At 65.8% G+C, this 23,823-nt stretch carries 14 protein-coding genes; 4 read left to right on the forward strand and 10 right to left on the reverse strand.

Translation table 11 applies throughout. The annotated features are described in order from the left end of the window. Positions 1–361: 361 nt before the first annotated feature. Positions 362–2,539 carry a hypothetical protein gene (locus QRM89_RS09535; RefSeq protein WP_285447887.1) on the reverse strand — a complete coding sequence of 726 codons (2,178 nt, stop codon included), beginning with the start codon at positions 2,537–2,539 and terminating at the stop codon, positions 362–364. A gap of 168 nt (positions 2,540–2,707) precedes the next feature. Here QRM89_RS09535 and QRM89_RS09540 point away from each other — a divergent pair, with 168 nt between their 5' ends. Together QRM89_RS09540 and QRM89_RS09545 are read left to right on the forward strand one after the other, a co-directional pair. After that, positions 2,708–4,222, forward strand: coding sequence for an acetyl-CoA hydrolase/transferase family protein (locus QRM89_RS09540; protein ID WP_285447888.1), 1,515 nt, complete (start codon positions 2,708–2,710; stop codon positions 4,220–4,222). A 163-nt stretch (positions 4,223–4,385) separates the two neighbouring features. After that, on the forward strand, positions 4,386–4,745 hold the full coding sequence (locus tag QRM89_RS09545) for a hypothetical protein (protein WP_285447889.1): 360 nt from the start codon (positions 4,386–4,388) through the stop codon (positions 4,743–4,745). A 590-nt stretch (positions 4,746–5,335) separates the two neighbouring features. Here QRM89_RS09545 and QRM89_RS09550 read toward each other — a convergent pair. Then, entirely contained in the window at positions 5,336–6,409 is a 1,074-nt protein-coding gene (locus tag QRM89_RS09550; RefSeq protein ID WP_070689544.1) for a 3-deoxy-7-phosphoheptulonate synthase, read from the reverse strand. Positions 6,410–7,066: 657 nt separating this feature from the next. Here QRM89_RS09550 and QRM89_RS09555 point away from each other — a divergent pair. Beyond that, positions 7,067–7,885, forward strand: coding sequence for a pepsin/retropepsin-like aspartic protease family protein (locus QRM89_RS09555; protein WP_285447890.1), 819 nt, complete (start codon positions 7,067–7,069; stop codon positions 7,883–7,885). Between the two features lie 370 nt (positions 7,886–8,255). Here the strand turns inward: QRM89_RS09555 and QRM89_RS09560 are convergent, their stop codons facing one another. From QRM89_RS09560 to QRM89_RS09595, 8 genes are all read right to left on the reverse strand, one after another. Beyond that, positions 8,256–11,141, reverse strand: coding sequence for a TonB-dependent receptor (locus tag QRM89_RS09560; protein WP_285447891.1), 2,886 nt, complete (start codon positions 11,139–11,141; stop codon positions 8,256–8,258). Positions 11,142–11,914: 773 nt separating this feature from the next. Further along, positions 11,915–12,802, reverse strand: coding sequence for a YghX family hydrolase (gene yghX, locus QRM89_RS09565; RefSeq protein WP_285447892.1), 888 nt, complete (start codon positions 12,800–12,802; stop codon positions 11,915–11,917). Between the two features lie 68 nt (positions 12,803–12,870). Then, a complete protein-coding gene (locus tag QRM89_RS09570; protein ID WP_285447893.1) occupies positions 12,871–14,169 on the reverse strand; it encodes a hypothetical protein in 1,299 nt (432 codons plus the stop codon). An 88-nt stretch (positions 14,170–14,257) separates the two neighbouring features. Continuing rightward, entirely contained in the window at positions 14,258–17,077 is a 2,820-nt protein-coding gene (locus QRM89_RS09575; protein ID WP_285447894.1) for a TonB-dependent receptor, read from the reverse strand. Positions 17,078–17,480: 403 nt separating this feature from the next. Continuing rightward, positions 17,481–18,482, reverse strand: coding sequence for a FecR domain-containing protein (locus tag QRM89_RS09580; protein ID WP_103701493.1), 1,002 nt, complete (start codon positions 18,480–18,482; stop codon positions 17,481–17,483). Next, positions 18,479–19,054 (reverse strand): RNA polymerase sigma factor, encoded by a 576-nt coding sequence (locus QRM89_RS09585; protein ID WP_046963487.1) that lies wholly within the window; start codon positions 19,052–19,054, stop codon positions 18,479–18,481. Before QRM89_RS09585 ends, QRM89_RS09580 begins: the two co-directional genes overlap by 4 nt. 152 nt (positions 19,055–19,206) lie before the next feature. Beyond that, complete coding sequence (gene groL, locus QRM89_RS09590) at positions 19,207–20,847, reverse strand: chaperonin GroEL (RefSeq protein ID WP_011035771.1); 1,641 nt, start codon at positions 20,845–20,847, stop codon at positions 19,207–19,209. 145 nt (positions 20,848–20,992) lie between these two features. Next, positions 20,993–21,280: a co-chaperone GroES gene (locus tag QRM89_RS09595; RefSeq protein ID WP_003483210.1), complete on the reverse strand. Its 288-nt coding sequence runs from the start codon at positions 21,278–21,280 to the stop codon at positions 20,993–20,995. A gap of 272 nt (positions 21,281–21,552) precedes the next feature. On the opposite strand from QRM89_RS09595, the gene QRM89_RS09600 reads away from it, so the two are divergent. Next, positions 21,553–23,343 carry an endonuclease gene (locus QRM89_RS09600; RefSeq protein WP_285447895.1) on the forward strand — a complete coding sequence of 597 codons (1,791 nt, stop codon included), beginning with the start codon at positions 21,553–21,555 and terminating at the stop codon, positions 23,341–23,343. The last annotated feature ends 480 nt before the right edge of the window (positions 23,344–23,823 follow it).

Raw genomic sequence — 23,823 nt, forward strand, 5'->3', positions numbered from 1 at the left:
CGCACCGATGACAAAAGACCACCACACGTCCGGTTACCCGCGAGCAAACGCGCTTGCGATTGCTCCTGCATATTTCCGTCAGACGCAGCAACCCGTAGAAGCGCACCCGGGCGCGACGGGGCGTTACCGAAATCCTCATTGCGCCCAGGTGTGCTCCTACGTGGCTATTCGCGTCACCAACGCTGTGTAAGCATGCCGATGACGACAGACCGAGACAAAAGTGGTTTCCCACGAACTAGATGCATTGGTAGTTGCTCCTGCGTATCGGCTCAGTCGCAGCAGACCATAGCAGCACACCCCGGGCGCGATGTGGCGTTACCGGTAGGTCACCTAGCGCCCAGGTGCGCTCCTACGCACACGCTCACTTCTTGTTCGCCATCGGCGGCAGCAAGGACGGGCGCCCCTCGTACCACTCGCGTGCGCCGGCCAGATGCCATTGGCGCTGTTGCCCATCGAGCTCGATGCCTGCACCAAGCACGCCCCAGCGCAGATACAGGTCGCCCCGCTTGTGCTCATCGTCAATTGCCAGGCGCGCGCGTAGCGACAGGCGTGCGTTCTCCGCGTGCAGGTCGTCCACCACCACCTGCTGCTTGCGCCAGCGCAGCCGGCCGGTGGCGTCGAGCTGGTCGGCATCCAGCAGGCCCAGCACCCAGCGCGGGTAATCGGCGCGTTGTGCGAACACCGACAGCAGCGGCGCGGCATCGCGCATGCGCACGGCCGCATCGGCATCCACCTGGAAGGGCGCGGTGGCCTGAATCGTGCCGGCCGGCACCTTCACCTCGCCCCACCAGGCGGCGTCGGTGGCGGCATCGCCCACGCGCATGTTGCGCAAGCGAATGTGCGTGCCGCTCAGGTCGAAGAACTTGGCCTTGAAGTCGGCACGCCGCAGGGTCGCCTGCAATTGCGCATCGCCGCGCATCTGGATGCCGGCGATGGACAGGTGCGCGCCCTGCCCGCGCAGGTCCGCATGGCCGTTGCCCACGTCACCGGCCGCATTGAGCGCCACATCGCCACTCAGCCGGCCGCTGCCACCCAACAGGCGCACGGTCTTGCCGGAAAGATAGCGGTTGTAGACAGTGAGGTCCGGCACGCGCGCATCGCTGAAACGCAGCTGCGCCTTCATTGTTTCGCGCAGGCGCGCCAACTCCGCATCGCCCTGCATGGCCAGTTGCAGGTCGCGGCCGTCCAGCAATACCTGCCGTGGCGCATCGCTGGGCGTAGCCCTGAACGTGGGGATGCCCACATCCAGATGCGCCTGCGGCGTGGCGGCATCGTCGATGTGCCCGTGTGCCTTGGCAACACCGGCCAGGCGGGTGCCAGCCACCTGTGCCACCGCTTCCACCCGCGGGATATCCAGCGTGCTGCCACTGGCCAGCCGCCCCTGCGCCAGGCGCAGATCCGCCTCGACCAGGCCACCGCCTTCCAGCTGAAACCACGGCTTGCGCACGAACAACTCGGCGATCCAGTTCAGCGACTCAAACTTCCAGCGGCCGCGCATCTGCCCGGACAGGCGCGGCAGCAGTTGCGCCGGTGCGGCGAACGGAATGCTGCGGCCGGCGATGCGCAGATCGGCATCGAGTTCGCTGCCTGTGTCGGCATCGCGCGGCAGCCGTGCCTGCACGCGGATGTCCTGCGCTACATCCAGCTGCAGTGCGAGCATGCCGCGATCGGTCGCACCCACACCGGCCAGCAACGGCAGCCGCCACACCGCGCGGCTACCCGGCTTCAAGGCCCCGTTTTCCAGCGTGATATCGGCCTCCACGCGTGCGGCGGAGGGGCCGCTGCTGATGTCCACGTGCGGCGCGCCGGTGTCGATCTTCAGCGCCACCGTGCTGGCGTTGAGCTTCAGGCGTGCACGGGTGATGCCGAGCTTGCGCAGCCCCGGCGCCTGGTCGCGGTAATGGCGGGGGAACTGGAACTGCGCGTCCAGTTGCGCGCCGTTGAACACCTGCACGCCGTCGTAGCTGACCACCGCATCGGTAAAGCCCGCTTCGGAAGGGAACAACTCCGACGGCCCGCCCTTGAGCTGTTTGAGAAAACCCACCGTGCCGTGGCCGTGCCCGGCGATGAGCAGCTTGCCCAGGCGTGCACTACGGATACTGGTACTGCTGATCGCATCGAAGCGCAGCGTCCAGCCGCGGTTGCCGCGCGGCGGCGGCGGGATGGCCTTTTCGGCGGTTTCAACCTCGGCACTGAGGCCGGACGCATGCAGCCACGGCAGCCGCACCTCGCGCCGGAACAACGGCAGCAGCGCGATGCGCGCATGTGCGCGGTCGGCATGGAAGACGTACACGGTCCGGTTGGCCTGCCCGCGCATGCGCACGTTCCAGGCCATCACCTGCCCCGGAAACACCGTGATTGCCGGGCCGGTCTGCATGGTGAACTTGTGCGGCTGCCGGTTGGTGGTGGCATCGAACAGCGGCGTGTTGAGAAAAATGTTGCCTGCCAGCAGATACAGCACATAAAGCCCCAGCAACACGACCACTGCAATGCGCCATGGCCGGGGCCAGCGCTGGAAGCGATCGCGAAGAGAGGGCATGGGTGCGCAGTGTGATGAGTCCGCCGCCACTATCCCGGTTGGGCCGACGGCGACGCGTGAATGCCTGCTCCGCCGCCTGCGCGAACACACCATTGCATCATTGTCGAAGCCCGCCCAGGCAGTGCAGCGGCGATAATTCGGCTTCCCCGGTCACCCGCTATGCCGCCCATGTCCGACGAACGCATCCTCAACGCGCCGCTGCGCGACCGCCTGGTCTCTGCCGAGGCCGCCGCTGCGCTGATCCAGCCCGGCGAGACCGTGGCGATGAGCGGCTTCACCGGGTCGGGTTATCCCAAGGCAGTGCCGATGGCGCTGGCGCAGCGCATCGAAGCGGCGCACCTGCAGGGCGAAGCGTTCCAGATCAAGCTGATGACCGGCGCCTCCACCGCGCCAGAGCTCGATGGCGCGCTGGCCAAGGCCGACGGCATCGCCATGCGCATGCCGTTCCAGTCCGACCCGGATGCGCGCCAGCGCATCAATGCCGGCACGCTGGACTACATCGATATCCATCTGAGCCACGTTGCCCAGCACGTGTGGTTCGGCTTCTACGGGCAGATCGACACCGCGGTGGTGGAAGTGTCGGCGATCCGCGCCGATGGCAGTCTGGTGCCGTCCACCTCCATCGGTAACAACAAGACCTGGCTGGACCTGGCCAGCAAAGTGATCATCGAGGTCAACGACTGGCAGCCGGCTGGCCTGGATGGCATGCACGATGTGTATTACGGCACCGCGCTGCCACCGCACCGCAAACCGATTCCGCTGCTGCACGGCGACGACCGCATCGGCGAGCCAAGCCTGCGCTGCGACCCGGACAAGATCGTGGCCGTGGTGCGTACGCATGGCCCGGACCGCAACAGCCCGTTTGCCGCTGCCGATGACAGCAGCGAGCGCATCGCCGAACACCTGATCGCCTTCCTGCGCCACGAGGTGCGCAAAGGTCGTCTGCCGCCGAACCTGCTGCCGCTGCAATCGGGCGTGGGCAATATTCCCAATGCGGTGCTGGCCGGCCTGGCGCGTAGCGGTTTCCGCGACCTGGAAGCCTTCACCGAAGTGATCCAGGACGGCATGCTTGCGCTGCTGCGCGATGGCGTCTTGCGTTATGCCTCGTGCACCGGTTTTGCGCTCAGCCCGGAAGGCAACGAAGAGTTCAAACGCAACATCGATTTCTACCGGCAGCGCATCGTGATGCGCACGCAGGAAATCTCCAACCATCCCGAGCTGGTGCGGCGGCTGGGCTGCATCGGCATGAACGGCATGATCGAGGCCGATCTGTACGGCAACGTCAACTCCACCCATGTCATGGGCAGCCGCATCATGAACGGCATCGGCGGCTCGGGCGACTTCGCGCGCAATGGGTTCCTGTCGATCTTCCTCAGCCCCAGCATCGCCAAGGCCGGCAGCATTTCCTCGATCGTGCCGATGGTCAGCCATGTCGACCACACCGAACACGACGTCTCGGTAATCGTCACCGAACAAGGCCTGGCCGACCTGCGTGGCCTGACGCCCAAGCAACGTGCACGCCAGCTGCTGGAGCACTGCGTGCACCCGCGTTACCGCGACGCGCTGGAAGACTACGTGACACGTGCCAATCGCGACAGCTATGGCAAGCACACGCCGCATCTGCTGACCGAAGCATTGGCGTGGCACCAGCGGTGGCTGGAGACTGGAGATATGTTGGGGTGATTCGGGATTCGGGATTCGGGATTCGGGATTCGGGATTCGGGATTCGGGATTCGTCAGTTTCAGCCGCTCTTTGCGGCGCGATCAATGTGTTGCACGAACTTCAACTTGGGCCGGTGCTTTTCCGTAGATGCTTGGCGGCGCCGCAGCCTTAGCGGCTCGCATCATGGGTGTCGTCGCTTTTCGCAACACGCATAAATCATGCTGTGGCAATGCGAACTGCCTTGCTGTTGCTGTTGCTGTTGCTGTTGCTGTTGCTGCTGTTGTTGTTGCTGTTGCTGTTGTTACTGCTGCGCTGAAGCTGCGCAGCACGGTGCTTTCGGGGACGCCATGGTTCGACGGCAACGCTCCTACCCTTCTGATTCTTGCAGCATGCGAACGCTGCGCTGCAGCCCTGCTTTTGTCGGTGAGCACGCACAGCACAGAGCTCAACATGCGATTGCCATACCTGGCATTAACGCTTCCCGAACTTCATTGCTGGCGTTGCCACGCTGCGACATCGCGCTGGCACGTGCGTCGCGGATAACGTTCCTGCCCGCCCGTCACCGGCGGCAGGACGCCCCTCTCTCCCCTCCTGCCGCCGGTGGCATCGGGTCATCACTGGGTGGTGTCCAATCCGTCGGGCCGGCTCCCTGTGCCGGCCCGACGTTCTTGTTTTAGAGCGCTATCGACCAATACTAGTGTGCTCACCGTCAGGCTACTCGATGCGTTTTGTTGGTCGCTCGTGCCAACGAGATTATCGCCACCGACGTCAACGCCGCCGGCGTGCAAGCACTTGTTTGGACGTGCTGCGTTTGGATGTGCCGCGTTTTTATGTGTTGCGCCTTGAATATTTCAGTGCTGCTTGACGATGCCGAACCATGAATGTGATGCGCTTTTGATGTGCTGCAGTCAAATGTTCTGGGCTCTGACTCTGTTACACATGCGCACTTGTTGCGACGTCAGGTCAGTTGCAGGCACACGACTTGGAATGGCTGTCTTCCGCCGTACCCTCACTCCAACCCCTCTCCCGACGGGAGAGGGACTTTATCCCTTCTCCCACCGGGAGAAGGTGGCGCGGAGCGCCGGATGAGGGTGCGGGCGAAGCCTCGTATTCTCACACCGCTGCTTCAACGATCACGCCGCCTCGGCAACCCGCCGCGCACGACGTGCACGCACCGCACTCGCCAGGCGCTCCAGCACCTGCAGCGAGGTGTCCCAATCCAGGCAACCGTCGGTGATGCTCTGGCCGTAGGTCAGCGTGCCGCCCGGCACCAGTTCCTGCCGGCCGCCGACCAGGTGGCTTTCCACCATCACGCCAACGATGCGCGTCTCGCCGCCTTCCAGCTGCGTTGCAATGTCGTCGATGACCTTGGGCTGGTTGTCCGGGTTCTTGCCGCTGTTGGCGTGGCTGGCGTCGATCATCAGCCGCGCCGGCAACCCTGCCTTGTTGAGCACCTGGCTGGATGCTTCCACATTGGCGGCGTCGAAGTTGGGCTGCTTGCCGCCGCGCAAAATCACATGGCAATCCGGATTGCCCGCGGTGGCCGCCACCGCGGTGTGGCCATCCTTGGTCACCGCCAGGAAATGGTGCGGATGCGAGGCCGCACCCACCGCGTCCACGGCAATCTTGACGTCGCCACCGGTGCCGTTTTTGAAACCGACCGGGCACGACAGGCCGGAGGCCATTTCGCGATGCACCTGGCTTTCGGTGGTACGCGCACCGATCGCGCCCCAGGCCACCAGGTCAGCGATGTACTGCGGCGAGATGATGTCGAGAAATTCAACGCCAGCCGGCAGGCCGAGGTTGTTGATATCGCGCAGCAAGCCACGCGCCACCCGCAGGCCCTTGTTGATCTGGAAACTGCCATCCAGGTCCGGGTCGTTGATCAGGCCCTTCCAGCCGATGGTGGTGCGCGGCTTTTCGAAGTACACGCGCATCACGATTTCCAGCGCATCGCCAAACTGCTCACGCAAGGGGCGCAGACGCTGCGCGTACTCCATGGCGGCCACGGGGTCGTGGATCGAGCAAGGACCGATCACCACCGCCAGGCGGTCGTCGCGCCCGTGCAGAATCTCGTGCAAGGCGGCACGTGCGTTGGTGACGGTCTCGGAGGCGCGCTCATCGCAGGGCAGCAGCGACAGCAGCTGCGAGGGCGGGGTCAACGGTTCGATCTTGCGGATGCGCAGGTCATCGGTCAGCGGCGGCATAGCGTTGTCTCGGGTCGGCGGTGCATCAGGGAAGCCAGGCGAGGCGGCAACAAAAAAGCCGCCAGTGTGCGCTGGCGGCTTTTCGGGAATGCTGCTGAAGTTTCCTTCAGGGTGAGCGCACTCCTTCCTCCGCCAGCGGCATCGGAAAACCGTAGTACCAAAAATAAAATTGGCTGCGGGGTGCGTTCATGGGATGCATTGATAACACGCACGTTTCGGGAGTGCCACTGTTTCATCGGCAACGGAACTCCGACGCGCGGGGCGTGCGCTGGCGGTTCGGCATGCATGCAACGGCGCGGTTTCTGACTACTGGTGAGACGGAAGTCGGCGCAGGCGTTGCGCGGCAAGGGATTGTCGACGTGCAGCCTGGCGCCGCAACACTGTGCTTGATTGCAGGGCTCAATCGATGCGATGCAGACAAACAATGGCCAACGCAGGCGTTGGTGGTGGCAATGCTTCTGCTTGCCTCCGCCGGGTGAGCGCGCGGTAGGATCAGCGCGTCACCCACACGGACGTGCCGCCATTCGCATGCATTCCTGGAGTCTTTTGATTGGCCTTTGCGTCGCAGGGACCAGCGGGCTGCTGGCCGCAGCGCCCGCTCCGACGCAGACGCAAGCACACCAGATCCCGTTAACCCTGCAGGGCAAGCACCCGCGTGTGCAGCTACAGATCGCCAGCATCGCGCGGCCCTTGAGCTTTGTGGTGGATACCGCGGCCGGTGCCACCGTGCTGGATCTGTCCGTGGCCGAGGCCGCGCAGGTCATTGACCGCGCGCAGCACGACAATGTGATCCACGGGGCCGGCGGCAGCAGCGCGGCGCCACAACGCACGCGTAGCCTCGATCTACAGACAGGCAGCCTGGCGTTGAAAGCCAGCCTGATGGTGACCGACCTCTCCGCACTGGGCGGCAAGGCCGGCACCGGCATCGACGGTATTCTGGGCAACGACATCCTGGGCCGTTTCGACACCCGCTTCGACCTGCCCGCCGGGCAGCTCACGTTGTCGCCGCCCGGCACGCTCGACACGCGTGGCTGCATTGCCAATGCGCTGCCCGATCGCCCGGCGATGCTGCAGCGCTTCGGCATCGTGCAGGCGCAGCTGCAGGGCGATACCGGCGCGCTGGCGGAGGCGCTGGCCATCATCGATACCGGCGCGGCGCAGAGCGTGCTCAATACTGCGGCAGTCCGTGCGCTGGGTCTGGCCGAGGGCGATGCGCGGCTACGCCAGCGTGCCACGGGCACCCGCGGGCTGGGCGCGGCCAGCGTGCCGACCTGGCTGTATACCTTACAGTCGCTGCGCATTGGCACGTGGTCGCATGGTGCAGGCGAGGTCCGCGTCAGCGATCTGCCGGTGTTCAAGGTCATGCAGCTGCACACGCGCCCGGCCGTGATTCTGGGCATCGATCTGCTGCGCGACACGCCAGTGCAGATCCCTGCTGGCGCGCGCCTAGTGTGCCTGGGCAACGGCAATACCTGAGACGGCAACTGCTGTGCGGCAACTCCCACGGCTGATGCAGAGGCTGCGCGTAGCTGCTTACCCTCTTTTCCTGCAAGCATGCATCCTGAAAATGCTGCTCAACTCAGTTTCATCGCGTGCATGAAAGCACGCGGCCAAACATCGCGCGCTTAACTCAGCTGCACAGCTGTAGATGCCATGCGATTGCGGCAGTCGCAACGTCGCGCGACGCCGCTCCAAATAACTCCCCAACCCCTAATAACGAATCCCGTTGCGGCGCTCGCCAACGCGAGACTCAAGCCGCCAATCCCACCGCAACCGCATCCGTCTCCGCACTCGGCATCCTCCATGCCACGCCATCGCGACGTGGCATGGAGGCGCTCACCGCAACTCAGAACGTAAACACATACTCCGCCGCCACTTCGCGGCCGATCGGGTTGAACAGCGTGGTGTTGTAGAACCCGTAGCCGTAGAAGCGCTCCTTGTTCTCGTACCCCACTTCGTTGAACACGTTGTTGACATAGAAGTTGACCTTGGCGTGGTCGGTGATCTTGTAGCCGGTGCTCAGGTTCCAGTAGATCGCCGGGCCCACGCGGCCGAAGTAGCGCTTGCTGGTTTCACCCAGATGCACGTTGGCGGTATCGGTTACCAGGCATTCGTCGGCGGCGCTGGGCTGGTAGCCATCGTCGAAGCGTGCGCAGGTGCCCCAGTTGACTGCACGCATCGAACCGAGCCGGCGGAAGTACACCGTCCAGTCCCAGGCGCCGCCGTTGTCCCAATGCACGCTGCCACGCACGCGGCTACGCACGCGTTCGTCGCGGCGGTTTTCGTCGCTGTCGGTGCGATAGATCTGCTCGCGGTAGGCGATCAGGGTGTTGTAGTCCAGCGACAACTGGAAGTTGCCCCAGCCGGCGGTGCTCAGGCGATATTTCAACGACGCATCGATGCCGGAGGTTTCCATCTGCGCCAGATTGATCGGGCCGCGCTCGATGCTGGCGATGGTGCCGTCGGCATTGCGCAGCACGCGCGAGGTGATGGTGTCGCAATAGCCTGCCCCGCCTGGATTGTTCCAGGCGCCGCCGCTGACGGTGGTGCCGGTGCGGCAGCCGGCTTCAGCCGACAGGATCTCGTCGCGATCCAGATCCTTGATCATTTCCTCCAGTTGGATGCGGTAGTAATCCACGCTCAACGACAGGCCTTGCGCGATATCCCACACCACGCCGCCGGTGAACGAGCGCCCGGTTTCCGAGCGTAGATCCGGCGTGCCGCGGCGGTTTAAATCCACGGTGTAGTAGATATTGCTGTTCTCGTCGTTGCAGCTGCCGGTGAGATACGCGCCGGAGGAAATGCAGCGGTATTGGTCGATCACCGTCTGGTTGGTGGAGCTGGGTTCGCCGAGCACGTAATGCATGTCCGGTGCGCGGAAGCTGGTGGCCAGCGTGCTGCGAAACAGCAGGCTATCGATGGGCCGCCACTCCAGGCCGGCGCTCCAGGTGGTGTCGCTTTGCGTGCCGACTTCGGTCTGCACCGCCGAGGAGCGGTAATTGCCGTAGCGGTCGTATCGGCCGGCGATGTTGGCGCTCAGCGTGGACAACAGCGGGATCTGCAATTCCAGCCCGGCCGAACTGCGCAGGCGTTCGCCGCCGCCGCTGTCGACAACGTCCACCGGGTAACACGCGTTGGCGCACGGGTCAGGCGACAGTTGGTAGCCCTGCTTGGCCACTTCGGCCACGGTGGCAAAGCGGATCGGCCCGGCCCAGCCCTGGAACAGATCGCCGCTGAGACTGAAAGCGGCCTGATTCACCCACGAATAGGCCGAGTTGTGCGACTTCACCACCAATGAATCGTATTGCTCCGAAGACAGCGGCGCATACCAGCGCGCGGTGTTGACGGCATAGATGGAGCTGCCATCGGCGGCGGTGCCCAACGGGCTGCCGAGGAAATAGTCGGTAGCGCGCGCGGTGTCCACGGTGCGCACGTATTCGTCCACGGTGTAGCGCGAGCGGCCCACGCTCAGTTCCCAATCGAAACGGTCGGCCCACACGCCGCGCAGGCCAGCGCTGAGGTCCCAGGATTGTTCCTTGTTGTAGTTGGCCAGGCGGTCCCAGCCACCGGCCTCGCGGCGCGTCATCTGGCGGATCGCATACAACGAGCGGCCGGTGTCGGCATCCTGGAACGGGCCCAGATACGCGTACGGCGGGTCGTAGGTCCAGCGGCCGATGCTGCGGTTGGCCGAGAACGTGGCCCAGGCTTCTGTGTGCTCGCCGAAGCGCCAGGTGCCGTAGAGATACGCCGAATAATCTTCGCTGCCGGTGACCAAGCCCCAGTCCGCGTAATCGCGCGCCATGCCGCAATAATCGCCGGCGTTGGTGAGCGCGCCGGTGTTCTGGTTGTAGCTCAGCCGCGAGGCATCGACGAATTCGCCACCGAAGCGCGCGCAGGTGCCCGCTGGCGGCGCCAGACGTTCGTTGGTGTTGGCATCGACCAGGCTCAGGCCGGTGAACGGGTTGAACCCGTACAGGCGGTTTTGCCCGGTCCAGTTGGAATAGGACATGTCGTCCGAATCGTCCATCTGTGCGCGGTCGCGCCCACTCAGTGGGTCGCGCCGGGTCGCCTGCAGCGCGTAGGTCAGGCTCCAGTTCTCGCCGGTGCGGCCACCGGCCCAGGACACATCGAAACTGTCGCGACCGCCCTCGGTGGCGGTGCCGCCGCGCAGGCGCACCTGGTCGCCCTGGTAGTCGCGCTTGAGGATCACGTTGACCACACCGGCCACGGCATCGGAGCCGTAAATTGCCGACGCGCCGCCGGTGAGGATCTCGATGCGCTCCACCGCGGCGGAGGGAATATTGCTGTAGTTGGAGAAGTTGCTTTCGCCGCCGTAGGGCAGCGGGTAATCGGCCACGCGGCGGCCGTTGACCAGCAGCAGCGTGCGCCCCGGGCCGAGGTCGCGCAGATTGATCGGCGAGGCATTGGGCGTGTGCGAGCCCCACTGCGTGTCGGCTTCCACCGAGCCTTGCTGGTTCATGCTGTTGAGCACGTCGTAGACGGTGGCGAAGCCTTCCTGCTGGATCTGTTGCGCAGAAATGGTGACCACCGGCTGCGCACCTTCCACCTGGGCCCGCTTGATGCGCGAGCCGGTGACGCTGACTGCGTCCAGGGTGGAGGTGGCACGCGGGCTGTCCGCGTCGGTTTGCTGAGCGCTGGCCGGTTGCACGGCGGCGCCCAGCACGAGCGAGAGGGAAATCGACAAGGCAAGACGATGACTGCGGCAGTTCATAAGATCCCCGGGAGAAAGCCGGACAAGGCCGGCGTGGCGTGCTGCTGCAATGACGCCTGCGAGCGATGCACCGCATCGCCGCCCCCTGTCCGATGGCCCCCCGACCGCTCGGCGCAAGCGCCTGCCCAGCGACGCTAGGGCGGCGATGACATCGGTGTCAACACCCTGTCATGCAAGTGTGATCGGCTTCGCGCTCTGCGGTATTTCGGGCGGCTGTACACGGTTGGGGCCGCGATTGGATTGCGCGGCTCCCGCTATCCACGTCCCACTTGAAAGCGTCGCACGGGGTAGGAGCGCCCTTGGGCGCGATGGGGTGTTACCGGTAGAGCTTCCTCGCACGCAAGCGCGCTCCTACCAGTTCATGGCTTCTGCGTGGGCTATGTGCGGACGAACGCAAAGGGCGTTGCCCAACGAGATGATCGTGGGCGCTTATAGGGCGAGCGTTTTTGCCATCAAGTAGCTGTTGCTGCGGGCGCTGAGCGATGTGCAGTAGGCGTGGCTTCTCACGCAACCTCATCGGCGCGGCGTGCCACCTTCCCTCGATGCAGGCAGAACGTCATTGGCTAATTACAACGCCGCGCGCTTCGTAGGAGCGCCCTTGGGCGCGATGGGGTGTTACCGGTAACGCTTCTTCGCGCGCAAGCGCGCTCCTACCGAGGCATGGCTTCTGCGTGGGCTATGTGCGGCCGACCGGCGAAAGGTGCATTACCGGACGCCACGATCGTGGCGCGTGCACGGCATGACTGACATGCACGCCTCTCCCCGCTCGCTCCCTAAACCAAATACCTGCGGAACCACGCGATCGTGCGGTCCCACGCCAGCGTGGCGGCGGCCTTGTCGTAACGCGGGGTGGAATCGTTGTGGAAGCCGTGATTGGTGCTGGGGTAGACATGGGCCTCGTAGACCTTCTGCTGCGCCTTGAGCGCGGCCTCGTAGGCTGGCCAGCCTGCGTTGACGCGTTCGTCCTGCGCCGCGTAATGGAGCAGCAAGGGCGCACGGATGCGTGCGACCTCCTCGGCGGCCGGTTGGCGGCCGTAGAACGGCACGGCGGCCGCAAGCTCGGGATACGCCACCGCGGCGGCATTGGCCACGCCGCCGCCGTAACAGAAGCCGGTGATGCCGACCTTGCCGGTGCTGTTGTCGGGTCGCATCAGAAATTCCACCGCAGCGAAGAAGTCATTCATCAGCTTGGTGGGCTCGACCTGCTGCTGCAGCGCGCGGCCCTTTTCGTCGTTGCCGGGATAACCGCCAACCGAACTCAAACCATCGGGCGCCAATGCGATGAAGCCGGCCTTGGCCACCCGCCGCGCCACATCTTCGATATAGGGATTCAGGCCGCGGTTCTCGTGCGCCACCACCACACCCGGCACCGGTGTGGTCACCTTGGCCGGGCGCACCAGGTAGCCGCGTACCTCGCCATGCCCATTGGGCGAGGGATACCGGATGTACTCGGCCACGATATCCGGGTCGGTGAATTCCACCTGGGTCGCCAGCGCGTAGTTGGGGCTTAGCGATTCCAAGATCGCGGTCGCACTCAACCCGGCCACCGCGAATGCAGCGGCGCGGTCGAGAAAGTCGCGCCGACTGAGCTTGCCGTGCACATAGCCGTCGTACAGCGCGAGCAGATCGGGGTGGAAATCCTGAGCGGTCAAACGGCGCATGGGCTTGCTCCTGGGATGGCTGGCGACCCGCACGATAACCGCAGTGGACGATCCGCGCTGCCAGGGGCCTATCCCGCCTGCGCGCCCTCCGTGACAGATCCGCGCGCACCGCTGCGATACGGGCCGTGCACAGCCAGCACGCGGTCTGATTCGTCGCTGTTGTCCAGCACCACGATGCGGTACTCCGCGCCGCCCGGCGCCACCCGCACCACGACGTGTCCGTTGCTGCTGGTCATCTCGCGCACGCGCTTGTTGGCGACGATGTTCTCCGGCTTCATCGCGGTGGCGTAGATGTCGCGCGGCCCGGGATACAGCCGCTGGCTGAGCATGTTTTCCAGTGGCGTGACCGAGGGATGCGCCGAATCGTTGGTCAGGATCACGAAGGCACGCGGGCGCAGCGCACGCACGCAGGCCGGACCCATGGCATCGGCATACGCGTGGTGATTGACCACCGCCACATCCACCGGACCGGCGATCTGCGCCACCGGCGTTTCCACGTCGCGCCAGGGATCGTCGCCATAGTTGGTGTTGTTGGAAAGATCGCCGCCGCTGTAGTACTTGAACGCGCCATAGTCCATGCGCAGCGCCAACGAGCACTCGTTTTCGGTCGGCACCGCGCCGGGTGGGAACACGCTGCGGGTCTGCTCGCCCTGGCCGGTCCACAGCTCCCCATTGACCACCAGGTTGCGCACGGAAAATTGCGGATACGCCGCCGGTGTGCGGCGCAGACGCAGCTGGTCGGCCACGCCTGCACGGAAACGCTCCACCCGCGCACCACGCGCCAGTTCGGCCTGGATGAAGGCGCGGTAATTCAGTTGATTGGGGTCGTGCAACGGTGCGGGAAAATCGTAATCGGGATAGCCGCGATCCAGATACCGGCGAATCGGTACCAGCTGCGCCACATCGATCAGGCCGGTCATCGCGTACTTGCCGTTGCTCGCCATTGGCGTGTCCGGCTGGCGTTCGCCCATATGGTCGCGATGGAAATGGGTCAGCACGAAGTCGTCAATCTCGTGCCGGTTGGCCTGCGCCAGATGCCGCCTGACGTAGCGCCCGACCCACTCGCCAGGTCGCCGCGACGCATTGGGGAGCGGGTCGATCAGATATTTGTCCAGCCCGTCGATGGCGCCGGCATCGATCATCATCGAGGTGCCGTCCGGGCACACCAGCAACGTCGCATTACCGCGCCCGGTGCCGATATGGTGGATATCCAGCATTCCCGGTTGCCAGGCGCTCAGCGGCTCGCGCACGCTGTCCAACTGTGCAGCGCCGTCCTGAGCGCGCCCGCCTTGCGGCAGCATACAGACCGTCAGGGCCGCGCCAACACCGCCGAGAAATCGGCGGCGGTTCAAGTGCAGAGAATGCATTGCGGTGTTTCCTTGGAAGGCGAGGAACCGACACCGACGCACGGCCGTGCGCCGCGTCGGCAGTACCCCCGTATGCGCTCGCAGCCGGTTACCACTCCCACTGCAGCGAGGCCACGACATTGCGACCGAACAGCGGCCGCCCCACCGTGGCGTCGGCACGGACCAGATCGCCGGACACGCCAGGCGCACGCGCATTGCCTTCGGTTAAACCGTGCGAATCGGTCAGATTGCTGCCGAGCACCTGCAGGCTGACGTTGGAATCCAGTTGCATGTGCACGCCGACATCGAGCGTGCGATAGCTGGGCAGCACGCTGGCATTGGTGAAATCCTGAAAGCGTCGGCCGATTCCGAACCACGTCGCGTACAGGCGCGTGTCGACCTGGCCCAGCTGGAAACGATAGCTGGGTTGCAGCGACCAGGTGAGCTTGGGCACGCGCGGAATCTCGTTGTCGACCAGGCTGTTACCGGACAGGCCGGTGAAGGTGTCGGCGCCGCTGATGCGCGGGTCCTGCGCAGTGAGCGAACCGGTGATCTGCAGCGACGCGGTCGGCCGCCAGGTGCCTTCCAGTTCCAGGCCCCTGGTGCGCGTATCGATCAGCAACGGCACGTTGCGCAGGATGCCGGCGCCATCGGCGACAAAGGTGCTGGAATTGAGATCCTTGAAATCGCTGTAGAAGCCGATCAACACCAGATCCAGCGGCCGCGAGGCGTACTTGATGCCGATCTCGGCCTGGCGGATCGGCGTCACCGGCGTAGCACGTCCGTCGGGCAGCCGCCCGCCCGCGCCGCCGACCACATTGCCCCACTGCTCGCTCAGACGCGGGAAACTGAAGGTTTCCGTATAGCGCACGAAGGCGTTGACCGGCTCGGAAAACGCATACGAGCTGCCCACGGTCCAGGAGGTGCCGGCCTGGTTTTTTGCATACGGCACGCTGCCGACCAGGCCGCTGATGCTGCGTGCGGCCAGCGGCCCGCTGCTGGCCAGGGTCTGCGTGCCGATCACGCCGCGATTGCCTTGCTCGCGGCGCCACACCCGGCGCAGGCCGGCGTCCACCTGCCAGGCCTCGTTGAGCTTCCAGGTATCGGCTGCGTACAGCGCGGTGGCAGTGCCGTGGCTATCGCCGATCAGATCGCCGCTGCCGTAGGCGGTAAAGCCGTTTTCGGTGAGCGTGCCGAGCACCTGGCCAGCCGCGTCCAGCGCCTGGATGTCCAGGGCATCGGGGTTGTCCTTGACGTTGGTCAACAGGGCATTGCCGAGCTGCTGCTGGCGCATGCCGAAACTGCTGACACTCACGCCCATCGACACCTCGTGGCTGCCGCCGTCGCCGGTATCGAACAGCCGCCCCAGGCGCAGGTCGTTGAAGAAGTCGCGGTACTGCGTGCGTGTGCTCGACCAGGTGTTGATCATGGCAAGACCTGCGGTGGCGGCAGGATCGAACGCGGTGTTGGTGCCGGCCAGGGCGTAGCGCAGCGCTGTCGTTCCCGCAAACGCGGCGCGCGCGGCATCAAGGCGGCTGCTCAGAAGGCCTGCCGCATCGGTGGGCGCACCATTGAACAGCGCATTGAATCGCACATCGCCACTGACGTAGCGCGCCTTGTCGCTGAGCCGCCAGCCGTTGGCGAATTCGGTGTCGCCGCCCACGGTGAGGGTGCGCGTGATCGGGTGCACGCCATCGGCCAGGTCGCGCGTTTCCACGCGGCTGCCGCCATCGCCGTCGAGAGTGCGGATCCGCACGTTGCGGAAGCTGGCGCTATTGAGGGTGCCGGTGCCGGGATCGATCAGATCGCCGAGCGACGCACCGTTGCGCGGGTCGGTCAGCGGGATGGCGCTGTAGAACACGCCGCGGTCGTTGAGGTATTTGAAATCCGCGAACAGCTTGCCGTAGTCGAATTTATAGGTGCCACCGAGCTTGATCTGACCGCCCTGGTTGCCGTTGCCGAAGCCCGGATCACGCAATCCGTCGCTTTGCCGGTAGAACCCGCTGACCGCGTACAGCAGGTCCTCGTTGCCCTTGACCGGCCCGGACACGCTGCCGTCCATGCGACCTAGCGCATTGGATCCGGCGGTCAGCTTGAGCGCGCCCTGCGCGGTGTCGGTGCCGTGGTTGGTGATGAAATTGAGCACGCCGCCGGAGGCGTTGTTGCTGTAGATCGGCGCGGTGCCGCCACGCACGATCTCCGCGCCGGTGGTGCCCAGATCCAGGCGATACACCTCGTCGATCTGCAGCTGGCGTTCGTAGTTGGATTCGAACAGCGGCAGGCCGTCTTCGAGCACGTCGAGCAGGCGAAAGCCCGACCAGGGCAGGCCGCGGATCACCACGTTCTCGCCACCGGCCTCGCCACCGGAGTTTTCCACGGTGACGCCGGGGACCGAACGCAGCATGTCGACCATGCTGCGCGGCGCCTGCCGTGCGATCGCCTCGGCGCTGATGGTGGAGATCGCATATGGCGCGAGAAATTTCGGCTGCTGGGTGGCGGTGCCGGTGACCACGATCTGGTCCAGATCGATCGCTGCTGCGCCGGCGGTTGCAGGCGCCGAGGGCGCGGTGGCGCCGGCTTGCGTATCGGCACCCTGCACGATGACCGTGTCGCCGTCGAGGCGGAAGGACAGCTCGGTATCGCGCAACAGCTGCGTCAGCGCCTGACGTGCGTCGCCGGCGACACTGCCGCCCAAACTGCGTTTGCCGCGCAGCAAGGCCGGGTCGGCGATCACCTGCAGGCCGGTGGCGCGCGAGAACGCAGCCAGGGTCTGGGCCAGGTCGCCGGGCGGCAGTGCAGCAGACGATGCCGCAGGCGACGCAGGCTGCGCAGCGAGCGACGCGGCCATGGTGGCGGCGGCCAGCGCGATCGCCAGCAGGCTGGCCTGAGGCAGGCGCGAAGAGCAAGGGAACACGGTTCGAGGTGGCATAAGGCGGCGTTTGTCGGGTTGCCAACGTGGCGTGGCACCCATAAAGACGGTGCACGGCGACGGTTCCGACAGCGGTTTTCATGAATTTTTTGTGACGCATGCCGCGCTGACCAGCATGCAGGTCCGGTGAGGCGCGCGGCGCAGGCGTGCAGAGCGCAATGCGATGCCATGGGTGGCGTTGGTGCGATGACGCATCGCCCGTCCCCTCCGCGGGGCAGAGGAGCGTTGCGCGCCTTCAGGTGGTTGGCACCCTTCGACAGCGAAGACGCGCCAGCGCCATGCCCGTCAGGGTCACCACCGTCCTATGGCCGATGCCGCGCCTGCGTCGGTACCGCTGCGGGAGCACGACGCCACGCGATGCGCGGCAACGGGCGCGTGGGGGTCCTTGAACGTGGAATCCGCCCTAGCCCCGCGTGCCGCCGCTGCGGCTGAGTGTGATGCGATTGCCGCTGTGACGGATCTGCAAGGCATGCACCTGCGCCAGATGCGCCAGGGTGCGCTCCGGCTGGTCCAGCCGAAACCGACCCGAAACCTGCAGCGCGCCGAGCGCTGGATCGGCAAGCACGATCGGCTGCAGCGAGCGCCGGTTGAGCCGTTCCACCAGCTGCGCCAGCGCAATGCCGGAGGTCTGCAGCCAGCCATTGCGCCAGTCGCCGGAGGCCGGGTCGAAGCGCTGCAGCGCGACCAGACCGCCGTTGACGGCCTCGGTGCGCATGCCGGCCGCCAGCACCTGGCGTGCGCGATCGCTGGCGATTTCTACCCGGCCCGAATACACCGACAACTCGCTGCGCGCGCCATCGCGTGCCAGGTTGAACACCGTACCCAGCACCCTCACCCGCGCCTGCCCCATGCTGATCTCGAACGGGCGGCGTGGGTCGTGGGCGACGTCGAAGAACACCTCGCCCGCCTCCAGCGCGACCTCACGCCGGTGCGCCTGTAACTGCACACGCACGCGGCTGGCGCCGTTGAGGGTCAGCACGCTGCCGTCGTCCAGGGTCAGCACGCGGATCTGTCCCGGGGCGGTGGCCACCACCAGCGGCGCCGGGACCGGCTGCAACCAGGGCCATGCCAGCACGACCAGCAGCGCCAGGCTGGCGACCAGCGCCACGGCCCGCCAGCGCGGCCGATGCCGTCGCGAGTGCGCGGCAGTCGGCGCGGCCAGCGCGATGGGCGTACCGGCTGTCGGCACCGTGCCTGGCATGCCGGTCTGCATCTCCACGCCAGCCAATGCCTCCAGCAGCGCCGCGTCGTGGGCCAGCGCCCACAGCGCGTCGAATTCGGCACGATGCGCCGCATCGGCCGCCAGCCAGCGCTGCAGCCCCGGCGGATCGGCGCCATCGCCTGCGAGCTTGCGCGCAACCCACCCGGCGGCATCGTCCGGCAGACACGTTGGCTCCCCGCTCATGCGCCGTCGTCCTCAGAGCGCTGGTCCGGGTCGCGTACCGCTGCACAGCGCGCGCCGGCTGGCGGTGGTGCGGCATCGCTGCGCGCCACCGTCTCCTGCAGCCAGCGCAGCCCGCGACTGACGTGTTTTTCCACCGCACCTTCGCTCATTCCCAGCGCAGCGGCGATGTCGGCATAGCTCTGGCCGCGCAACCGGCTGCGCACGAACACCTCGCGGCGCAGCGGCGGCATGCCCTGCAGCGCGCGCGCGAACGCTTCCACCCGCTGCCGCTGCATCGCGGCTTCCTCCACGCCCACGGCCGGGCTGGGAACCTCATCGCTGATCGGCTCGGTGCGCTGGCGTTGACGCCGCCGCAGATGATCGTTCAACAGGTTGAGCGCGATGGAGCGCGCCAGCGACGCCATGTCGGTGACCACGTGATCGCGCGCGTAGACCACCAGGCGCAGGAAGGTCTCCTGCACCAGGTCCTCGGCCAACGACCAGTCGCCGGTCCGTCGCAGCAGATAGCGATGCAACAGCGGCCGGTGCTGGTCGAGCTGATGCTGATCAATGTGACAGTCCCGGCTGGCCATGGCTCCCGCGCCCGACGATGCGTGCGCAGCTTATAGCGCATCGTCATGCAACCGGCATGACCGGCGCGCGGGACGGCAGGCAAAAAAAGCCCCGCATCGCTGCGGGGCTCCTTCTGACTGCGGTAGTACGTGTCGGCTTGCGCCGGCGTGGATCAGAAATCCATGCCGCCCATGCCGCCCATGCCACCGCCGGCCGGCATCGCCGGCTCGTCCTTCTTCGGGGCATCGGCCACCATGGCTTCGGTGGTGATCATCAGGCCGGCGATCGAGGCTGCGTTCTGCAGCGCCGAACGGGTGACCTTGGTCGGGTCCAGGATGCCGAACTCGACCATGTCGCCGAACTCGCCGTTGGCTGCGTTGTAGCCGTAGTTGCCGGTGCCTTCCTTGACCTTGTTCAAGATCACGGACGGCTCTTCGCCGGCGTTGGCCACGATTTCGCGCAGCGGGGCTTCCATGGCGCGCAGGGCGATCTGGATGCCGTGGGTCTGGTCTTCGTTGGCACCGGTCAGGTTGCCGACGGCCACCAGCGCACGCACCAGGGCCACACCGCCGCCCGGGACAACGCCTTCTTCAACGGCTGCACGGGTGGCGTGCAGGGCGTCTTCGACGCGTGCCTTCTTTTCCTTCATTTCGATTTCGGTCGACGCGCCGACCTTGATCACTGCAACGCCGCCGGCCAGCTTGGCCACGCGTTCCTGCAGCTTCTCACGGTCGTAATCGGACGAGGTGTCTTCGATCTGGGTCTTGATCTGGCCAACGCGGGCTTCGATCGTGGCCGAATCGCCGGCGCCGTCGATGATGGTGGTGTTCTCCTTGGAGACCTGCACCTTCTTCGCACGGCCGAGATCCTTGATCGTGGCCTTTTCCAGGGCCAGGCCCACTTCCTCGGAGATCACGGTGCCGCCGGTCAGCACGGCCATGTCTTCCAGCATCGCCTTGCGACGGTCGCCGAAGCCCGGTGCCTTGACGGCCACGACCTTGACGATGCCGCGGATGGTGTTGACCACCAGCGTCGCCAGGGCTTCGCCTTCGACTTCTTCAGCGACGATCAGCAACGGCTTGCCGGCCTTGGCCACGCCTTCCAGCACGGGCAGCAGGTCACGCACGTTGGAGATCTTCTTGTCGTGCAGCAGGATGAACGGGTCGTCCAGATCGGCCGACTGGCTCTGCTGGTTGTTGATGAAGTACGGGGAGAGGTAGCCACGATCGAACTGCATGCCCTCGACCACGTCCAGCTCGTTTTCCAGGCCCGAGCCTTCTTCAACGGTGATCACGCCTTCCTTGCCGACCTTCTGCATCGCTTCGGCAATGATGTTGCCGATCGACTCGTCCGAGTTGGCCGAGATGGTGCCGACCTGGGCAATCGCCTTGTCGTCGGTGGTGGGCTTGGAGATGTTCTTCAGCTCGATGACGGCGGCCTTGACGGCCTGGTCGATACCGCGCTTCAGATCCATCGGGTTCATGCCGGCGGCCACAGCCTTGGCGCCTTCGCGGATCAGGGCCTGGGCCAGCACGGTGGCGGTGGTGGTGCCGTCGCCAGCGTTGTCGTTGGTCTTGGAAGCAACTTCCTTGACCATCTGCGCGCCCATGTTCTCGAACTTGTCAGCCAGTTCGATTTCCTTGGCGACGGAGACGCCGTCCTTGGTGATGGTCGGCGCGCCGAAGCTCTTCTCGAGCACGACGTTGCGGCCCTTCGGGCCCAGGGTTGCCTTCACGGCATTGGCGAGAACGTTGACGCCACGCACCATACGGGTACGCGCATCTTCACCGAAACGAATGTCTTTAGCAGCCATTAGTTGAAACTCCGGAAATTGGGAATGGGGAATGGGGAATCGGTCAATCAAAGGCGGATATCGGGGCTGGGTGGGATGGCGAGGGCGTTGGCTGCTCTACCGATTCCCGATTCCCTACTCCCGATTCCCGGCGCATAGCGCCTGATCAGCCGATGACCGCCAGGATGTCGTCTTCGCGCAGCACCTTGTACTCGACGCCTTCGGACTTGTAGCTGCTGCCGGCGTACTGGCCGTAGATGACCTTGTCGCCAACCTTGACCACCGGCGCGCGCAGGCTGCCGTTGTCCAGGGGCTTGCCGGCGCCGATGGCGACGACTTCACCCTTGGTGGACTTTTCCTTGGCGGAGTCCGGGATCACGATGCCGCCGGCGGAAACTTCGTCGGCTTCGATCGGCTTGACTACAACGCGGTCGTGAAGCGGCTTGATGCTCATAGAGAAAGACCCTCTTAAGTGATTGATTGGTCTGGAAATTATCGGCGATGTTAGCACTCGTATGTGACGACTGCCAGCACAGCGCGCGGAAAAAACCCGACAAAGCGGGTGCGGGCCAGAGATTGTGCTGGGCGCGCGGCTTTCAAGGGCCAGGCGCAAAATTTTTTCGCTGGCGCACCCATGCGCGGTGACGAAATGGAACCAGGTACCAACGATTGTCATGCGTTGGTTCTACAGTCGGGACCGCATTCCCCGATCACAAGGAGCTGTCGATGAGGTTGCCGTCCCGAGTTGTGTCCCTGCGCTGCGCGCTCCCCCTGGCCTGCGCCGTGGCGCTGGCCGTTCCCTCCGCGCACGCGGCGGTGTTCATCAACGAACTGCACTACGACGACGCGGGCGCCTCCGGCGACAGCGGCGAAGGCGTGGAAGTGGTGGCCACCGCCGGCGAGTCGCTGAGCGGCTACCGCATCTATCTCTACAACGGCAGCGCGCCCAGCGCGGCGGTGAGCTACGCCAACACGGCGGTACCGGCCGGCAGCGTGGTCAGCTGCGGCAGCCAGGTGCGCATCGCCACGGTCAGCTACGCCAGCAACGGCGTGCAGAACGGCCCCAACGACGGCGTGGCACTGGTGGACCCGAGCGGGCAACTGGTGCAGTTCCTCAGCTACGAAGGCGCCATCACCGGCAGCGGTGGCCCGGCCGCCGGCGTCACCAGCCAGAACCTGCCGGTGAGCGAGAGCAACAGCAGCGCGGTGGGCAGCTCGCTGCAATTGACTGGCACCGGCAGCAGCGCGGCCAACTTCAGCTGGGCCGGTTCGTCGGCGCAGACCTTCGGCGCCTGCAACCGCGGCCAGACCTTCAACGGCAGTGGCGGTGGCGGCACCACCGGCGCACCCACCATCACCAGCACCACGCCCACCCAGGGCGCCACCGGTTTCCCGGCGGCGGGCGACCTGACCGTGGGCTTCAGCGAGGCGGTCACGTTGAGCAGCGGCGCGTTCGCGCTGAGCTGCGCCAGCTCCGGCACGGTGGCGCTGAGCTACCCGACGACTGGCACCCGCTTCACCCTGTCCACCAATACCGCCCTGGTCGGCGGCGAACGCTGCACCCTGGCCATCACCGCCAGCGCCATCCGCGACGCCAGCGGGCTGAGCCCGGCCGGCAATCAGTCGATCGCCTTCACCGTGGCCACGGCCAGCGGCGGCGGCACCGGCTACTACTCGCGGGTGAACACCACCAGCCCCAGCCAGCTGCGCTGCTCGCTCAACGCCACCATCCGCGGCCACACGGTCTACCCGTACAGCGGCACCGGCACCAGCACCTGGACCATCCTGGAGATGGCCGACGAGGACCCCAACAACAGCGGGCGGATCCTGGACGCTTACCGCAACCGCAGCTACGCCAAGGTCAGTGACCGGGCCGGCACCGGCAGCGGGCTCACCTACAACCGCGAGCACACCTGGCCCAACTCGCTGGGCTTCGGCAGCGCCACCGGCGACCGCGGCCTGCCGTACGCGCCCTACACCGATACCCACATGCTGTATCTGACCGACACCACCTTCAATGCCGACCGCGGCAACAAGCCCTATGCCGCCTGCACCAGCAGCTGCGGCGAGCGGGTGACCGAGGTCAACGACGGCAGCGGCGGTGGCAGCGGGCGTTACCCGGGCAATTCCAACTGGGTGCGCACCCCCGACGGCAACGGCGGCACCTTCGAGGTGTGGGGCCGGCGCAAGGGCGACATGGCGCGCGCGGTGATGTACATGGCGATCCGCTATGAAGGCGGCACTGACGCGGCCACCGGGCAGTCCGAGCCGGACCTGGAGCTCACCGACGATCGCAGCCGGATCGTGCAGACCTCGGCCTCGCCGGCCTACATGGGCCTGCTGTCCACGCTGCTGGCCTGGCACCAGGCCGACCCGCCGGACGACGCCGAACGCGCTCGCAACCAGGTGGTTTTCAGCTTCCAGGGCAACCGCAACCCGTTTGTGGATCACCCGGAATGGGCCACCTCCAGCCTGTTCTCCTCGGCCAAGCCGGCCAGCTGCCAGCTGGCCAACTGATCCACCCCGGCCCGGCGCACGATGCGTCGGGCCGGTGCGATGTGCGCCCGGCGGCCAGGGTTCCGCCGGGCGCGCATCACTGGAACATCGGCGGCGGCGTGCCTGGCGTGGCGCCGGTTTGGGTTACGTCGCCGGTTCGAAGTGCAGTGGTGTTTTTGCTGGGCGACGCAGCCCGCCTTGTCATCGTTTGTTGAGCACAGCGGCGGCGGCCTGGTCTTCGGCACACCAAAACACGCACCCATCCAAACGCAATCTCCCTCGACGGTCTGACCACGAAGGCAGGCCTCGCCAGCAGCGCAACGCCCTGCTTCGGCAGATGACCGAATGTATGCGCCGCCTGAGTTGCGCCCCTAGCCGGCATCGCCGCACTGACCGTCGGGCCGACAATGCCCTGGCGTCCGATGAAGCATCGATCCCCGGTTGCCCAGCCAGGACCCAGGTCGCGTGCACCCGGACCCACATCGCCCCGCTCCACTACCA

Origin of the sequence: Xanthomonas sp. LMC-A-07 (assembly GCF_030208825.1) — a bacterium.
GTDB classification, from domain to species: domain Bacteria; phylum Pseudomonadota; class Gammaproteobacteria; order Xanthomonadales; family Xanthomonadaceae; genus Xanthomonas; species Xanthomonas campestris.

Coding starts and splice junctions, on each gene's coding strand:
- QRM89_RS09535 (WP_285447887.1), bottom strand. CDS start 2,539: ATGCCCTCTCTTCGCGATCGCTTCCAGCGCTGGCCCCGGCCATGGCGC.
- QRM89_RS09545 (WP_285447889.1), top strand. CDS start 4,386: ATGGGTGTCGTCGCTTTTCGCAACACGCATAAATCATGCTGTGGCAAT.
- QRM89_RS09540 (WP_285447888.1), top strand. CDS start 2,708: ATGTCCGACGAACGCATCCTCAACGCGCCGCTGCGCGACCGCCTGGTC.
- QRM89_RS09570 (WP_285447893.1), bottom strand. CDS start 14,169: ATGCATTCTCTGCACTTGAACCGCCGCCGATTTCTCGGCGGTGTTGGC.
- QRM89_RS09600 (WP_285447895.1), top strand. CDS start 21,553: ATGAGGTTGCCGTCCCGAGTTGTGTCCCTGCGCTGCGCGCTCCCCCTG.
- groL (WP_011035771.1), bottom strand. CDS start 20,847: ATGGCTGCTAAAGACATTCGTTTCGGTGAAGATGCGCGTACCCGTATG.
- yghX (WP_285447892.1), bottom strand. CDS start 12,802: ATGCGCCGTTTGACCGCTCAGGATTTCCACCCCGATCTGCTCGCGCTG.
- QRM89_RS09585 (WP_046963487.1), bottom strand. CDS start 19,054: ATGGCCAGCCGGGACTGTCACATTGATCAGCATCAGCTCGACCAGCAC.
- QRM89_RS09560 (WP_285447891.1), bottom strand. CDS start 11,141: ATGAACTGCCGCAGTCATCGTCTTGCCTTGTCGATTTCCCTCTCGCTC.
- QRM89_RS09550 (WP_070689544.1), bottom strand. CDS start 6,409: ATGCCGCCGCTGACCGATGACCTGCGCATCCGCAAGATCGAACCGTTG.
- QRM89_RS09580 (WP_103701493.1), bottom strand. CDS start 18,482: ATGAGCGGGGAGCCAACGTGTCTGCCGGACGATGCCGCCGGGTGGGTT.
- QRM89_RS09575 (WP_285447894.1), bottom strand. CDS start 17,077: ATGCCACCTCGAACCGTGTTCCCTTGCTCTTCGCGCCTGCCTCAGGCC.
- QRM89_RS09595 (WP_003483210.1), bottom strand. CDS start 21,280: ATGAGCATCAAGCCGCTTCACGACCGCGTTGTAGTCAAGCCGATCGAA.